The organism is Lysinibacillus sp. NPDC093688, assembly GCF_050280145.1.
In the GTDB taxonomy this organism is placed as follows: Bacteria; Bacillota; Bacilli; order Bacillales_A; family Planococcaceae; genus Lysinibacillus; species Lysinibacillus xylanilyticus_B.
The window spans coordinates 1-16,070 of sequence record NZ_JBNNUX010000025.1 but is presented as its reverse complement, the minus strand read 5'-3'; the positions used below and the strand labels follow the sequence as shown (position 1 = coordinate 16,070).

Here is a 16,070-nt window from a genome sequence, read left to right as displayed (position 1 = left end):
AATCAACACATCTGGTTTTTCACTTCACTTCAAAATATGTTTGACTATGACCGTTCATTGTTTTTTCAACATGTAAAACTGCAGGCATTGTAGCTTTTAATTCTGCAACGTGTGAAATGACGCCAATCATGCGTCCAGAATCTTGTAAATCAATAAGCGTATCAATCGCCTTATTCAACGCTTCTTCATCAAGTGAACCAAAGCCCTCATCAATAAACATTGTTTCAATACGGATATTGCCTTGAAAGTTTTGAATGACATCTGCCATACCAAGAGCAAGACTTAGAGACGCATTAAACTTTTCTCCCCCCGATAATGTTTTCACATCACGTAATTGGTCTGTATAGGCATCATACACATCTAGTCCAAGCCCACTTTGCTTAGCATGCTTTTCTAAACGATCTGAACGTCGTAGCTCAAATTGACCGTTGGATAAATGATAAAGCCGGACATTTGCTGCCTCTGTAATTTTATCTAAATAGTTAATTTGAATATAACGCTCAAAGGACAGCTTTTTCGCATTTTGTCCATTTAACATTGCATAAAGTTCCTTCACTCGTCCCGCTTCTTTTTCAAGTAAGCGTATCTCCAGCTCCGCTTCTTCTACTTTTTCGATAAAGTCTGCGCAAGCTTTCGCAAATCCTTCCATCTGCTGCAATACTTTAAAAGCTTCCTCATAGGTTACACGAAGCACCTCTAACTTTTCTTCCATTGCCGTTAAATCCTGTTTCTCTTGTCCTTTAAGGTGCTTCGCTCCCTCAGTAATTTGCACCTGTAAAGTGTGGATTTGCATTGCATAATCACTGCAAGCCTTCCGTAAAGCTTCTATTTGCAACATGCTACGCTTCCCAGTAGCAAATTCTTCATAGCTTTCAAAGCCGGCTTCCTTCATACTTACTGAAAATTGCTCGCGCTTTTCATCCATTTTCAGCTTTAACTCCTCAAAAGCCTGTTTCGCTATTTCGACAGTCATTCTAGCATTATTTGCTGCTTCCTTGGCAGATTGCAGACCTTGCTGGCTGACAGTCCACGCAGTTTGTAAGGAAACCTTTTGGGAACCTATATTAGCAATCTCCTGCTTCAATGCATGTAGCGTCATAAGATTTTCTGGAATATGTCTTTGCTGTTCTTCTACAACTGCTTGTTGTTTAGTCAATTCCTTCGTCTTTTCAGCTAAATATTGCTCTAGTTTTAATTGCTTTTCTTGTAGCTGCTCCATTCGTGCACGATGATCCTTTTGCTGCATGCGAACATCAGACAATTTATTGCTCACTACTTTTAAGATTATAATTTGTTGCTCTACATTTTGTAAGGAAGCTACAATTTGTGCTTGATTCGATGGATCTATCTCATTCGTCTCTACTTGTTCTAATGCCTCTTGTAGAAGATGCTTTGTAGAATTTAATAAAGCTTCTTTCTCTAAAAACTTGCGCTCATCATTAGTAGCCTTTACTCGTAAAGCTTCCACCTGTGCTAATTCTATCATCTCTAATTGCTCACGATGTGTTTCGAGATGTGATGTACTACCGCAAACTGGGCAAGGCTCTCCATCCTTAAGCTGTTGTGCTAAAATACTTGCCTGACTCGCAATCCATTGCTGCTCCAGCTTTTGAAGAGCTTGCTTACTTTCTTGATAGTGGACATTAGTCGTCGCTACATCCTGCTCTGCCGTTTCAACTGCTCTAGTGTATTTTTCAACTTGTGCTAGGTATGATACTTGCTCTTTTAGCTTCGGTAGCTGTTCTAAAAAACCCTCATATGGCTCAAGTTGTTTTTCATATTGTTCAATTGTTTTTGATAGATGCAGAACTTGCATTTGTCCTGTTTCTACGATTTTACTATTATCGTCTACTGCTAGCTTTGCTGTAGCAACATATTGTTCAGCTATTTGCAGTTGCTGAAGATTATACTCATACGCCTCGAAAGTTGGTAATAATGCTTGCAGCTGCAACTCCTGTTGTAGAACGTGTTGACGTTCAGGCTCTTTCGCCTCTTCAACATTAAACTTTTCTTGTGCTATTTGTAACTGAGCGTCCGCGTTCTGCTGCTCCGTCACTGCTTGCTGACAGGATTGTTCTTTTCGATTTTGCTCAGCACGTATATCGATGCATTGCTGTTCAAGTATTACAAGACGTTCTGCCTTCTCTGCTAATGCAATTTCACGTTCTTTTGCGCTATATACATCTTGCTCTTGAAGCAATGCTTGCAGACGGTTCTGACGATTCGTTTGCTCATCAAATTGCTCATTCAATGTTTTCGCCATACTATAAAACTCTTGCTCTTTTTGATGATGCGCATAAGCTTCTTTATAGCGCTGCTGTTCCAATTGTATACATTCAGTATAGTAGGTCTGTTCTTCTTCCAGAGCCTTCTTTAGCTGATGCATATTTTCGGTATTGTTAGTAATGCAAGTAAATAAAGAGGACGAACGCTGTGCCAAAGCCCCCGCAATTTGGCCAAGAAGATGCTCCTTTAATTGTTTCGCACGCAGTAGATCACTTTCCGCTTCTTTTCGTTTCGCATCAAGTCTTTTTGTCATAGCACCAAAACGGTCTGTTTTAAAAATCTTGCGCAAAATAACTTCTTTATTCGTAGAATCTGAGGTTAATAGCTTACGAAATTCACCTTGTGGCAGCATAACAATTTGACTAAACTGATCCTTTGTGAGACCTATTATTTCCTGTAGTTTTTTATCTACCTCAAGTGTTTGCTGCTTTTCTACAATACTATAATCAAGTGTGTCTCCTTTGATTTCAGCCAGTTCTATTTTCTTACCAGTAACACTTTTGTTCTTTTCTTTAATATGACCTGGCTGACGTACTATTTGATAGACCTTATCATGCATTTCAAAAACAAGTTCCACGGCAGTATTCACATCATCATCTGCAAACCCGCTTCGTAGCATAGCAGTATCCTGACGATCTTCACCGCTACCTGATCCGTAAAGTGCATAGCATATAGCATCAAAAATCGTCGTTTTCCCTGCACCTGTTTTTCCGGAAATCGCAAATAGACGATGTTCACCTAACTGTTGAAAATCAATAACCTCTGTATTTTTATATGGACCGAATGCAGTAATCGTTAACTTTAAAGGCTTCATTTTACTGTCTCTCGCTCCTCATCTAATAATTCTTGCAGCATCTCTGTAAATAGACGCTCTGTATCTTGATCTGGCTGTACGCCAATAATATCTGTAAAAAATGATCGGAATAAATCGATGTCTTCTATCTTCTCCGCCTCAACCGCTTGAATTTCTTGTGATACTTCTTGGCGTATTACTTTACGTTCAACATGCATCGCATGAGGAAATACTGTACGAATACGTTCCATCGGCGAAGTTACTGGCGTAGTATCTGTTAAGCGTACAAATACATAATCATCACTTGGTGGTAATTGCAATAAATCATCCATTAAACCCTCTACCACACGTAAATCTCGTCTCGGTATAAGCTTTCGCTTCGTCACAGTTATTTCTCCCTGTGCATCTAGCTCAACAATTAAAAAGCCCTTCTCATGTAAGTGCTCAGATAATGAATACTTCAATGGAGAACCAGCATATCGAATCGTTTCATTCAACACAAAATGGGCTTTATGCAAATGTCCAAGTGCAGTGTAATGAAAAGGCTTAAACAACGCTGCATTTACGCAATCTGAGCCTCCTATTGATAAAGGTCGCTCTGATTCACTCGTATTTGCTTCCTCTTCTCCATACTTCGTCACAAAGGCATGTCCAACAAAAACGTTACGTTTTGTAGAATCTAAACTTTGCCCAATATATTCAATAATTTTTTCCATCGCCTCTTGATGAGAACGAATGGAATCATCCTCTAAAATTGTCCGTACTGAAGCTGGCTCTGCATATGGTACGAGATGAAAATGTACTTCGCCATACTCATCATGTAAAACGATTGGTGCATGGTCTTTCGTAAACTGGCCTTTAATATGTAATCCACTATCACTCATTAAACTACTGCCAAAGTTCAATCGACCTGCACTATCATGGTTCCCGGCAACTGCTAACACAGGGATTTTTTTATCAAGAACAATTTCCGCCAAAATATCATTTAGTAAATTCACTGCCTCAATCGGAGGCATCGAACGGTCATATAAATCACCTGCTATAACGATAACATCCGGTTTCTCTTCATCTATAGCTAGCTTAAATTGCTGTAAAATATAATGTTGATCCTCGGTCATGTAGACGCCTTGTACAAGCTTCCCTAAATGCCAATCTGCTGTATGAAATATTTTCATTCTGTGCGCCTCCTGTCTATTTCATTTTATCATGGCTACTGTATTGTTTGTTTTTCCTTTTATTAGTTTGAAAAATATAATAAAGCTCCACGTCGTAACTTGTGGAGCTGAGGTGTCAGGGGGATCCGTCGTTTCGGCGATTGTTTCCGTCACTTCGACGATTCTTTCCGTCGCCTTTGTTTTCGAAATACGTTCAACAAAAAAAGAGCATCCTTGTCGAATGCCCTGTTACATTAAAACGATTCTTTCACTCTTACCTTCTCCATAAAAGCGGCGTCACTCAGTCGTGTGTTGTTGTCGTTGTTGTTGCTGTCGCTTCGCTTTCGCACAGTTAAAACCTTGTTGCTGTCGCTTCGCTTTCGCACAGTTAAAACCTTGTTGCTGTCGCTTCGCTTTCGCACAGTTAAAACCTTGTTGCTGTCACTTCGCTTTCGCACAAATAAATTGCCACAGGACGTAGCGTTCTTGAGTCCCTTATTTCAGCGGGTGTTTGGAAACCCGCTGAAATAAGTTACATCAAGAGCCTAAAATGCCCAGCTACCTTTGCGGAAAATTGGCTCTACAGTTCCATCTGGTAAAATACCGTCGATGTCCATCTCACCGCTGCCAATCATAAAGTCCTCATGTGTTACTGAAATATTTGCACCTAACGCTTCAAGCTGACCTTTTTCTAAATCTCTTCCACCCTCTAAGCAAGTTGGATAAGCTTCACCAATCGCTAAATGGTTCGATGCATTTTCATCAAACAATGTATTAAAATATAAAATTCCCGATGCTGAAATTGGTGATTCATGTGGTACAAGTGCTACCTCGCCTAAATAGCAAGAGCCTTCATCCACATTCATAAGCTCCTGTAATAAATCAAGGCCTACCTGTGCTTCAGCCTGAACAATTTTTCCTTCTTCGAATGTTAGTTTAAAGCCATCGATAATATTCCCTTGATAAGCTAATGGTTTTGTATTGCTTACATAGCCATTAACACCTTGTTTCATCGGTAATGTATAAACCTCTTCTGTCGGCATATTAGCAATAAAGATCGTATCCTCTGGCGTTTTACTACCTCCAGTAAGCCATTTATGCTGTGGCGCTAATGCAATTGTTAAATCAGTACCTGGCGCTGTATAGTGAAGCTTCGCATATTTTTTATTGTTCAGTAGAGCCGCACGAGATTCTAAATTTGTTACGTGTTCATGCCATTTTTCAACAGCATTGCCGTCACCGATACGAACAGTTTTAAATATAGCCTCCCATAATGCTGGTACTTGTTCCTCAGCTACTAAGTTCGGGAACACCTTCGAAGCCCACTTTGGCGAAGGAACGGCTACAATCGACCAAGCGATTAAGTCCTTCATGACAGCGTTACGATAGTTTCTTAGAGCAGCTCCTGATACCTTTTGATGGGTAGCTAGACGGTCTGCTGAAATACCTGTTAATTTATCAGGGTCTGCAGCATCAATCAATAATATTGCGCCTTTACGTTCGATTACCTCATCACGCATTTTAACTACCCATTCTGGGAAACGATTAAATTCTTCATCTGAGGCATGTTCAAAGTAAGCACGATCCATTTCATCATCTGATAAGTTAACATGAACACGTCCTGCCCCAGCCTTATAGGCCTCTTTCACAACTAAACGGGCGAAATCCAATGCATCGACTGATGTATTGATTAATAAATATTGCCCTGGTTGAATATTGACACCGACTTTTACCGCAAGTTCTGCATATGCTTGTAATTTTTCTTCAAAAGTCATATTATTTACCTCGCTTTTGTCCAATTGTTTTTGAATTGCCCTCCACTAGCTTGCCTTCATGCCATACTTTTTGCACAGGTTTTCCAGAAATTTCTCTAGTCCATTTTTTATACGTTTTTTCATCACGATATGATAATAACGTTAATACTTCCCCATCTGCTCCAGCACGACCTGTACGACCTGAACGATGTAAATACTGCTCAATTGTTCTTGGAACATCGACATGAATAACATGTGTTAAACCTGCAATATCTAAACCACGTGCTGCAATATCTGTAGCAATTAAAATACGCGCTTCTCCTTTACGGAATGCATCTAACGTCTTTTTACGTTCTTCTTTTTTCATGTCAGAATGTAATGTCACAATCGGTGCCGCACGGTATTGTAATTTCGTTTCCTTCATCAGCAATTGATCTATATTGTTGACGAAAGCTAGTGCACGTAAACCTTCAGTATGTGATAGTCGGCGTAGGAAATCAGTTTTATCTCGCTCCTCGACTTTCAAGAAAGAGTGTACAACTTTACCAACCTTTAACATATCCTCAGGTTTAATTTTGAAGCGTACTGGCTCGAACATCATGCGACTAGCTACTAATTCAATTTCCTCCGTAATAGTTGCTGAAACAACAACTATTTGTCGCCCAAATGCTGAACCTTCGATAAAGGATTTTACTACGACACGATATTCACGACTAAGTAACTGATCACATTCATCTAAAATAACTGTTTCAATTTCTTTTAGCTTTAATTTTCCAGCACGAGCTAATTCATTTAATCGGCCTGGTGTTCCTACAACTATCGTCGGTTTTTTCTTTAACTTTTCGATTTGACGTGCGGAGTTTGCACCACCAATTAGTTGTTGAACCGTAATATCAGAACCTGCTGTCCATTCACGGATAACTTCTACAATTTGCATTGCTAGCTCCTGTGATGGGGCTACGATAAGTCCTTGTGTTTGTTTTTTTGAACCGTTTACTTTATTTAGTAAAGGAAGTACATAAGCTAATGTCTTCCCCGATCCTGTCGGAGATTCGGCTACAATATCTTTGCCCTCAAGCATCGCTGGAATCATTTCTTCTTGAATTTTCATTGGCTCTTCAAATTTCCATTTTGCTTGCAAATCTTCATTTAATAAATTTATTACTGACATGTAATTTCCCACCTTCTATCTACTTGACACTAGTTTAACACACTAATCATTTTCCTACTTCATATGTACATTAACCATTTTATAATCGTTTCAATAATCTCACCTAACGAATTTTGGGGTGGAAGTTCTTCCTGCACAATAATGCGAAAAAAATCTGCACGATTCGCACGGGATTTGTAAGCCTTCAAGCCCTCAAAGACACCGAAGTTTCTTTGAAGGTTTACAGCTTACCCGCGAAGAGCGAGCAGATTTTTATTTGGTTGATTCAATTGTTAATCTACTATTTCATAGCCACATGCTTCTATAGCACGTTCTGCTAAAACAATTAATGAGTCGATATATGTGTCACTTAATTTTAAATCTCGATTGACGATAGATAATTCTGTACATCCTAATACGATACGATCACAATTAAGTGCAAGCATTGCCTCTTCTATCGGTTGCCAATCTTCTCGAGAGACATCTTTCCCAGCCTTTACGTAATCATAAATAATTGACATGACTTTTTCTTTCATCACATCGTCTGGGACAACTGGTGTGATACCAAATTCCTCTAACGCATCTTGATACATGCGTGAAGTTAATGTACCCGTTGTCGCTAAAATACCTACACGCTCTGCCCCTAAATCAGAGGCACGCTTTGCTGTTTCCCTTATCATATGTAATACGGGAACTGGAGAACCTTCAGCAATCTCATCATAAAAGGTATGTGCTGTATTACATGGAATAGCAATCACATCTGCTCCAACAGAAGCAAGCTTTTTAGCATCTTCGACTATTACTGGTACAGGATTTTCCTTTGTACTATCTAAAATAAAGGCAGTACGATCAGGGATATTCGTATCATTATCAATGATTGTATGTAGATGTTCCTGATCCTTCGTTGCCTTCGTACGTCTTACAATCATTTCACCGATAAACATCGTTGCAAGTGGACCTACGCCACCTATTATACCTAAAGTTTGTTTTTTCATTAGTTTGACAGACCTTTGTTGTTAAAATATTTCTTATATTTGCGATAAAAGCTTAAATTATCTAGCGTTATATTCAACCAACGCTTTGCATTCATATCTTTATAATTAAAGATGGAATCCGTAGCCATTCCTTGGCGAATAAGGCTCTTCGCTTCAATTACTAGCTGTTCATTTTGTACATATTTAAAAAGTACACCATTTGGCACAATCGTCCAAAGATGCTTATTCTGAACATAAGTTAGCTGTTGCTTGCTTCCTCGAATAAAATCATCCGCAACATATTGCATTAAATTATAGCCACTAGCTGTCACATAATAATTGGAAAGTTCATTATGTAATTCAATACTTAATAACTTATATTGACCGTCACGTTCATCATACTTCATATCAAACGTGATAAATCCTTGGAATCGAATCTCCTCTAGAAACAATTTCACGCGATCCATTAAGTCTTGATCATATGCTGTCATTATGGCTACATAGCGACCAATTCCCTCTGGAGAATGCTCCTCTAAAATCGGGTTACCTACAGAAAGCAGCTTTACCTTATTGTCTTGCCCAACATAAGCATTGACGACGCACATATGAGCATCTTCGCCTGGAATGTAGTGCTGTACCATTATGTCATCTCGGTATATAGATTCCTTATAAATGGCGTGGAAAATGGCTTCCTTTTCGTCGTTATCTTTTGCAACATACACTTTTTTCTTGCCTATAAAAGTACATGCAGCATACTTTGTCATATTCAGTGGTTTAATGACAACTGGATATTCGAAAGGGATGTCAAATTCCTCATAGTCATTGACAGTGCAAACATGCATTGACGGATAGTGAAAGCCGAACTTCGCACAAAGTTCATACATGCTCTCGCGTGTTAATAACTCTTGAGCAAGGTTTGCATCCACATAAGGAACCTCAAAATACTCTGCTAGTTCCTCTTTATGTTGCACAATTCTTTTTACGTAAAATTCATCGCACGCTAATAAAAGCAATTTTTTACCTGTAAATTCCTCTGCAATGGCCTTTAACGCCACGACAAAACGATCTTCAATATGGAGTCTTGGAACTTCACGAAATGTTAATAAATCACTCTGCTGTATTTTCTCCATATTCGTATGATTTAATGCAAGTGGTTTAACGCCATAGGACTCGTAAAATGCTCTTGCCATGCCGTAAGCATTCATTTCATCTCCTAATAAAATCGGTAAAAAAGCGTGTTCAATGGCCATTCTGCTCAACTCACTTTAGCTTTTTTTAGGCTTATCACCATAACGTGGGGTTGATTTCCGTTCCGACTGGGAGCTTTGTCGCTGACGCTTCGCTTTCGCGCAGAGCAAAGCTTCCTAGGGGCGTCCGATGAGCCACTTGTGCCAACATGGTTTTCGTCTGTGCGAAAGCGTAGCGACAACAAAACGATGTTGGTCACGAAGACATTATCACAGGATGTGATGCTTTTAACCTTCGTTCCGCTACTTGCCAGGATCTCATCGGTGACGCTGATCCCCAAGGAGTCGCCCTGCCTTCACTTCGATCAACTTATATATAAACAAATGTCACTTTTAGTGTCGAGCCTTTTTTATAAGTGTAACATACTTTCCTTGTACTCCTTATACCTCTTCTTTGAATCATTTATGAACGGCTACAGCTCGTTTACCTAACTCTCTATAACTTTTAAAAAACTGATCCACATTATACGTGACAAAGCCTTTTAATGGGTCCATGACCACTACTTTATCGCCTAGATGCCCATTTAAAACAACAGCATGTAAGTTCATATACGCTTCATGTGGAACTGTTTCCCCTTCATAGATCCAGCCCTTATCTGAATTTATCTTTGGCTTTGATAAATCCAATGTAACCCATGTCACAACAGGGATTCCCTCGCGAACAAGCTGTAAAATTTCGTCCTGCGAGGCACCGCTCTTATTTGTCACTCGTAAGTCTGCCTGTTTATCCGCTATGACTGCCTCTGCTGCTTTGACAATCGGAGCAGCAAAGACATACATTCCATGTGCTTTATCACGAGGATTACCTGCAAAAGCCTGCTCTGGATTTGGACCAAATCGTTGTCCGTCGACAGTACTTATTGTTTGCTTTGGTAAGTAGTGATCAGCCATTTCCAGCTTCGTCACATCTAGCCCATAATAATTTAATACAGCTGTTAACGATGTTATTTCACAGCCATGTGGAAGTTCTGGATTTTGCATAACAACTGGTACATCTAGCTCCTGCTCGTCCCTTGAAAAATGCGTTTGCAATCGATAATATGGCTTCGTCACATCATATGTAAAATGTTCGATTGTCGTATAGCCATCGTTTTTCGTACTATTTTCAAGTGTAGTTGCAGCAATAGCATATTCCCGTCCCTCTTTAAGTTTCGAAAATGTCGCTTCGCCCTCTTCAGAGCCAACCGCATCCTCCACTACCTCACCTGTCTTTACATCTGTAGCAGTTATATAAAGGTTAGGTATTGGTGCACCACTATTAAACTCTACCGTTAACACAGTTAACCCATTATTTTGCGTTTCCTGCTGAGAAAACGAATTGCAACTCGAAAGTAGCATGATGATCATAATACCTATTAGTAAAAGGCGTTTATACCTCGTCCACAAGACAAATTCCGCTCCTATCTTGTTTGAAGACAATAACTTCAATTCTATTATTTCAATTTGTCGTAGACTCTATTATACGCTAATTTCATAGACGTTCCTATTTTAACCTCTTTCAGCAGATGTTTTCTGTAGCGAAAGCGAAGCGGCAGCTACAAATGTTTTATGTAGCGACAGGTACAGGTGTCTAAGTATACGCGCAAAAAGCAAAAAACATCTACTTGCCTAAAGCCTCCGACGGAAGTCATGGAATTAGACCTAGGCATCGTTGATTTTCATTCACCCTTTACATATGGCGTTATTGCCCAATCAAGGTATTATTGGTTTTGCTACTTTCCAGTTTCACTTTTACACACTTAGTTTACTGTGCTGCTTACGCTCGGTCGTAATGTATGCTTCAAAACCTTACCAGAAGCATTACGTGGTAATTCAGTTAAAAATTCAATTTCATGTGGTACTTTATATTTTGCAAGCTGCGTCCGACAATAAGCCAATATCGCCTCTTCATCGGAAGAATCCCCTTCCTTCAATACGACAAATGCTTTCGGAACTTCACCATATACTTCATGTGGTAAACCTACAACGGCAGCCTCTAAAATTTCTGGCAGTTGATATAAAACCTCTTCTATCTCGATAGGATAAATATTTTCGCCACCTCGAATGATCATATCCTTTTTACGATCTACAATATAGAGATAGCCTTCTTTATCAAAACGTCCTAAATCTCCTGAATAGAGCCAGCCATCTTTAATTGCTCTAGCTGTTTCTTCAGGATTACGTAAATAGCCTTTCATGACCTGTGGTCCTTTGACACATATTTCTCCTACCGCACCCGTTGGCACAGTTTCACCAAAGCTATCAACAACACGGACCTCTGTTTGTGCTAATGGTTTTCCTACTGATCCAATCTTCGTCAATGCATCTGCATCTAAAAGAGAAGAGGCCGCAGGAGTATTTTCTGTTTGTCCATACAGGTTTTGTACTTTCACTTTAGGAAATGTCTCTTTCACTTGCTTAACAAGCTCATAAGGCATCGGTGCCGCCCCGTAACATAATAAACGTAAATTTTTATATGCATGTTCCTTAAAGTTAGGTGTGTTTAAAATTATTGTATACATTGCCGGAACACCAAAGAATATTGTCGCAGCAGTAGTGGCGAGCTGTTCTAATGTATTTGACGAAGAAAACGCCTCTTCTATAACTATCGTACCGCCTTTATAAAACATCGGCATCGCAAATACATGAAGACCAGCACAATGAAATAAAGGCGTACAAATAAACATGCGATCCTCATTGGTCATATCCATTGATGACGACCATATATCCGCAGTTGAAACAATATTTTGATGAGTTAGCATTACTCCTTTTGGTTTTCCCGTCGTACCGGAAGTATACATAACAACAGCAGTATCATGAGGCTCCAATTTGATAGCTTTTCTTTGACCTGGATATGTTTTAATAATGTCTGTCATTTCATTGAGCCCTACAATAAGTTGAAACGGATATGCAATAGTTGTGAGTACATCCTCTAACCTTTCATCATAAATAAGTCCTTTAGCCTCTGAATGATTAAAAATATATTCGACCTCTGGAGCTGCTAATTTTGTATTAATGGGCATGACAACGTAGCCCGCTAACTGAACACCGATAGAAGCAATTAAAAACAAATCTGAATTGAGCGTATATAATGCAATTACATCATCTTTTTCAAAGCCTTGCTCTTGTAAGTACGCTGCGAATTTTTCTGCACTTTTATAAAATTCACTATAGGATAGCTCTGTCCCATCGTATATCGTTGCAATCCCTTTTGGTTGCTGCATAGCATAGTTTTGTAGAATGTCTGTCATTAACATCGTCATCATAAGCCCCCCAAATCATAAATTCATTACCCTTACACTGTACTGAGAAAATTCAGAAAATTACAATTACATTTTATCAATCTATGAAAAGGTTGGCAATTTTTCTTCACATAAAAATATGTAATTCAGAGCGAAAGCTTGGAAAGCTCCCAGTCGGAACGGAAATTTGCTCCACGTTATAGTGATGGACCTAAATATAACCAATATGCAACTAAATATATTTATACATTTTACTTTTCTATCAATTTCTGTTAGGTGTATGATATTTGTATAATGTTTAACTTCTTTCAGCAAATGTTTTATGTAGCGAAAGCAACGCGTCAGCTACAAGTGTTTTGGTGGCGAAAGCGTAGCGTCAGCTACAGATATTTTATGTACCGAAAGCGTAGCGACAGGTACAGGTGTTTGGACACCTGCTGAAATAGAGGAACTCAGGCTAAGAACTTCACATCCTGTGAAAACGCCTGAGTGACCAACATCGTGTTTGCCCAAAGCCTCCGGCGGATGTCACGCAATTATACCGAGGCATAATTGATTTTAAGAAAGGCCTGATTAAAATGCTGTACGCACTTTTAGGAGATTTACATTCTAATATAGAAGATACAAAAGCAGTTCTAACCCATATTCAGCACACTGCGAAAGATGCAAAGGTATTGGGATTAGGTGATTTATACGAATGTACTGTAAGTAAGAAAAAGGCACAAACAATGTCGGGTTTACCTCTTCAAAAAGCTGCAATTGTGGAAAATGATTTTGAAAATTTGCTAACATTCCCCTCTATTCGTGGCAATCAAGAGGAGCGAATTACGCGTGTAACTGGCATCGAACGTTTTACAAACCTACCTGAAACAATGGAGATTGATGGTGCTACACTTATGCATGGCCATCAATTTCAATGGAGTGTGACGTGGCAACCAACATTTCCGCCATTCAAAAAATCGCTTCTTTTCTTCGGACATAGTCATGAATCAGGTCTTTATCATCGCAATAAAAAGTTACGTATTCGTATTCGCTTTGGTCAACCAATCGCATTACAAGAAAAGCAGTACGGCATCAATGTTGGATCAGTTGTCGATCACCGTGAATGGTGTCTCTACGATAGTCAAAAACGAACAGTAACATTTATGTGCGCTCCGTCTGTTGAGAATGTGTGATTATTTTTCATAAGGAAAGCCTCACTCTGCAGTTTCCTGATATACATAGCACTCACAAAAAACGCTAAAGTCGACTTCGACCCTAGCGTTTTTTAGCTCCGTGTTCAAACTAGCAGTTTTCGCAATCCTTTAAAGCATCAAGTAATTTTTCCATATCACAAATACGATCGCACATAGTTTGAATCATATTTCGAAGGATTGGTATTAATTCCTGGCAAATACAGAACCTTAAAACATTTTGTGCTAGTCGAACGCCTCCCTGATGATGAACAATCATTTCTCGAAGAAAGTTTATATTAATATTGTTAGAAACTGGTGGTAAACTCATTGATTGGAACATAGCCCCGGTAATTTCTTTGTATGCACACATATATTCGTACAATTCACATTCCGAATTTTGTACGATACAGCATCTATTTTGTATCGCTTCCAGACATTCAACAGTTTCCGTACTTGTTGCTATTATTTCTAAGGCGAGATTTTGTACTAGTATATTAGTGGTATATCGCAAAACATTTTCCGACATTTTAATAGCAGCTACTTGATGCGGTAATATTTGCTTAATAAAATTATCTGAAATACTACAGGTAATTGTCACATAGGTCATGCCCTGCATCATTTTATTGAGGATCCTTTCGTATTCCTCTAAATATGCCTTTGTTACATTACTAAGTAAAATTGTTTTAGTCATTAGACACACTCCTTTCAGAGTAATATATGTCCGATAGGTTGTTGTGCGGTAGACAATTGTACCAAATGATCTTTATTGTTTCGAAATAGCAGTTGAAGTTATTTTTAAGTTCTAAACGATTAATCTTTTTTATATGTATCCAAGCATTTTTGACAAATACATTGCTCTTTTGGTACCGCTTCAAGAATTTCTTTAGGAAAACTTTCTGTCATACACCAGCAATCCTTTTGCCCCTTTACTACCCCACAATGATTTTCTTGCCCACATAACGGACAACGTTTTTCTTTCATTCGTCCACCTCCTTACATGTGCTTACATTTTATAATAAAGTGAGATTTTAATCAGTGATTTTTTTCTCCCCAATCGGGCTTTAGGCCAACAGATGTTTTTTGCACGAAAGCGTAGTGCTAACGCAGCGGCAGCAACGTGTTTTGTCTGTGCGAAAGCGAAGCGACAGCAAAAGGTTTTGGACTGTGCGAAAGCGAAGCGGCAGCAACAACAGCATGATGTTGGTCACTCAGTCGTTGCCACAGGACGTGGCGTTCTTAGACTGAGTTCCTCTATTTCAGCGGGTATTTGGACATCCGCTGAAATAGTTAAGAGGAGTACGTCATTTCATACTCCTCCCAAAATAACTTATTGATTTTTCCCACGAATCTCTTGCTTTACTTCTTCAACATCTGTATCACTATAGATTCCCGTACCAACCCCACCTCTTTGGGCTAGCAGTTTTTTCACTTCATTGTAAGATAAACCACTTTCCGCATTTTGTCTTTTCACTTCATTAATATTCGTTCCAGCAGAAGTAAACTGAGCTTCGTTATGATCCGTCATGAAAATCCCTACCTTCTATAATTCATCAGGCTGCAATTCGATCAATTCATCGCCTTCTCGTTCTACTTTTTTATTGAGCTCTCTAACCGGTATAGGATCAACCGTTTGCATATCTTCGTGTAAATCGAAAAGACTTATATTATCAGATTCCACCATGTCTGGTTTATCCTTACTTGCTAAGTTCATGAACATCTTTTTTTCATGTGGTATGTTTTCTTTGTCCATCATTGCTCACTCCTTTACCTATAACATGTGCAATGTTGGACAAATCATGTACCTTTCGTTTTCGAGCTTTTATCGATGCGATGATATTCAGATATTTGAATGACCCGAACATGTCTTGTATGCAGCTCATGATACATCCCTCTACTATCTGTAAAGGATATATATTGATCTCGTTCGCTTCGAACTAATGCCTCTGCTTTTTCCTGTGACTCTATATGGATAAATCTCCGTACATAATGCAGTTCATCAAAAAAATAAGTAATTTTAAATTCTTTCATCAATATCTCCTCGATTACTGGATATGGTTTGTTACTGCTTATCATATCCAACTAACTGCAATTGCTATTCTCATGAAAATTATAGGTATTTTCTATATCTACGGCATAACCTATATTAAAGGAATTATTTTGGGCTCATCATCATAACGTGTAGTTGATTTCCGTTCCGACTGGGCGCTTTCCTAGGGGCGTTCGATGAGCCGCTTCGCTTCGCTGCAGGGTCTCGGGCCAACACGATGTTGGTCACGAAGGCGTTATCACAGGATGTGATGGTTTTAGCCTTCGTTC

General features: G+C 39.0%; 15 protein-coding genes. 2 read left to right on the top strand and 13 right to left on the bottom strand.

What is annotated here, in order from left to right; genetic code table 11:
- Positions 1 to 19: 19 nt before the first annotated feature.
- The 8 genes from ACQKN2_RS17745 to ACQKN2_RS17710 form a co-directional block, all read right to left on the bottom strand.
- Positions 20 to 3,100, bottom strand: a complete 3,081-nt coding sequence (locus ACQKN2_RS17745) for an AAA family ATPase (protein WP_427416114.1) — start codon at positions 3,098 to 3,100, stop codon at positions 20 to 22.
- On the bottom strand, positions 3,097 to 4,254 hold the full coding sequence (locus ACQKN2_RS17740; RefSeq protein ID WP_427416113.1) for an exonuclease SbcCD subunit D: 1,158 nt from the start codon (positions 4,252 to 4,254) through the stop codon (positions 3,097 to 3,099). The genes ACQKN2_RS17745 and ACQKN2_RS17740 overlap by 4 nt, the downstream gene beginning before the upstream one ends.
- 524 nt (positions 4,255 to 4,778) lie before the next feature.
- Positions 4,779 to 6,008, bottom strand: a complete 1,230-nt coding sequence (locus ACQKN2_RS17735) for an aminopeptidase (protein ID WP_427416112.1) — start codon at positions 6,006 to 6,008, stop codon at positions 4,779 to 4,781.
- A gap of 1 nt (position 6,009) precedes the next feature.
- Entirely contained in the window at positions 6,010 to 7,158 is a 1,149-nt protein-coding gene (locus ACQKN2_RS17730) for a DEAD/DEAH box helicase (RefSeq protein ID WP_323650807.1), read from the bottom strand.
- A 272-nt stretch (positions 7,159 to 7,430) separates the two neighbouring features.
- Positions 7,431 to 8,132 carry an aspartate/glutamate racemase family protein gene (locus tag ACQKN2_RS17725; RefSeq protein WP_427416111.1) on the bottom strand — a complete coding sequence of 234 codons (702 nt, stop codon included), beginning with the start codon at positions 8,130 to 8,132 and terminating at the stop codon, positions 7,431 to 7,433.
- Positions 8,132 to 9,361 (bottom strand): ATP-grasp domain-containing protein, encoded by a 1,230-nt coding sequence (locus ACQKN2_RS17720; RefSeq protein WP_427416110.1) that lies wholly within the window; start codon positions 9,359 to 9,361, stop codon positions 8,132 to 8,134. The genes ACQKN2_RS17725 and ACQKN2_RS17720 overlap by 1 nt, the downstream gene beginning before the upstream one ends.
- Before the next feature lie 396 nt (positions 9,362 to 9,757).
- Positions 9,758 to 10,744, bottom strand: a complete 987-nt coding sequence (locus tag ACQKN2_RS17715) for a C39 family peptidase (protein ID WP_427416109.1) — start codon at positions 10,742 to 10,744, stop codon at positions 9,758 to 9,760.
- A 353-nt stretch (positions 10,745 to 11,097) separates the two neighbouring features.
- Positions 11,098 to 12,600 carry a class I adenylate-forming enzyme family protein gene (locus ACQKN2_RS17710; RefSeq protein ID WP_427416152.1) on the bottom strand — a complete coding sequence of 501 codons (1,503 nt, stop codon included), beginning with the start codon at positions 12,598 to 12,600 and terminating at the stop codon, positions 11,098 to 11,100.
- A gap of 557 nt (positions 12,601 to 13,157) precedes the next feature.
- On the opposite strand from ACQKN2_RS17710, the gene ACQKN2_RS17705 reads away from it, so the two are divergent.
- Positions 13,158 to 13,754 (top strand): metallophosphoesterase family protein, encoded by a 597-nt coding sequence (locus tag ACQKN2_RS17705; protein ID WP_427416108.1) that lies wholly within the window; start codon positions 13,158 to 13,160, stop codon positions 13,752 to 13,754.
- Between the two features lie 109 nt (positions 13,755 to 13,863).
- Here the strand turns inward: ACQKN2_RS17705 and ACQKN2_RS17700 are convergent, their stop codons facing one another.
- On the bottom strand, positions 13,864 to 14,445 hold the full coding sequence (locus ACQKN2_RS17700) for a DUF305 domain-containing protein (protein WP_427416107.1): 582 nt from the start codon (positions 14,443 to 14,445) through the stop codon (positions 13,864 to 13,866).
- 119 nt (positions 14,446 to 14,564) lie between these two features.
- Positions 14,565 to 14,735, bottom strand: a complete 171-nt coding sequence (locus ACQKN2_RS17695; RefSeq protein ID WP_323650820.1) for a cysteine-rich CWC family protein — start codon at positions 14,733 to 14,735, stop codon at positions 14,565 to 14,567.
- Positions 14,736 to 14,827: 92 nt separating this feature from the next.
- Between ACQKN2_RS17695 and ACQKN2_RS17690 the strand changes: the two genes are divergently transcribed.
- Positions 14,828 to 15,088: a hypothetical protein gene (locus ACQKN2_RS17690; RefSeq protein ID WP_427416106.1), complete on the top strand. Its 261-nt coding sequence runs from the start codon at positions 14,828 to 14,830 to the stop codon at positions 15,086 to 15,088.
- Here ACQKN2_RS17690 and ACQKN2_RS17685 read toward each other — a convergent pair.
- From ACQKN2_RS17685 to ACQKN2_RS17675, 3 genes are read right to left on the bottom strand one after another with little or no spacing between them, the layout of a single operon-like run.
- Positions 15,082 to 15,279, bottom strand: coding sequence for a gamma-type small acid-soluble spore protein (locus ACQKN2_RS17685; protein WP_427416105.1), 198 nt, complete (start codon positions 15,277 to 15,279; stop codon positions 15,082 to 15,084). The genes ACQKN2_RS17690 and ACQKN2_RS17685 overlap by 7 nt on opposite strands.
- A gap of 15 nt (positions 15,280 to 15,294) precedes the next feature.
- Complete coding sequence (locus ACQKN2_RS17680; RefSeq protein ID WP_427416104.1) at positions 15,295 to 15,504, bottom strand: hypothetical protein; 210 nt, start codon at positions 15,502 to 15,504, stop codon at positions 15,295 to 15,297.
- Between the two features lie 44 nt (positions 15,505 to 15,548).
- Complete coding sequence (locus ACQKN2_RS17675; RefSeq protein WP_323650826.1) at positions 15,549 to 15,782, bottom strand: hypothetical protein; 234 nt, start codon at positions 15,780 to 15,782, stop codon at positions 15,549 to 15,551.
- Between the last annotated feature and the right edge of the window lie 288 nt (positions 15,783 to 16,070).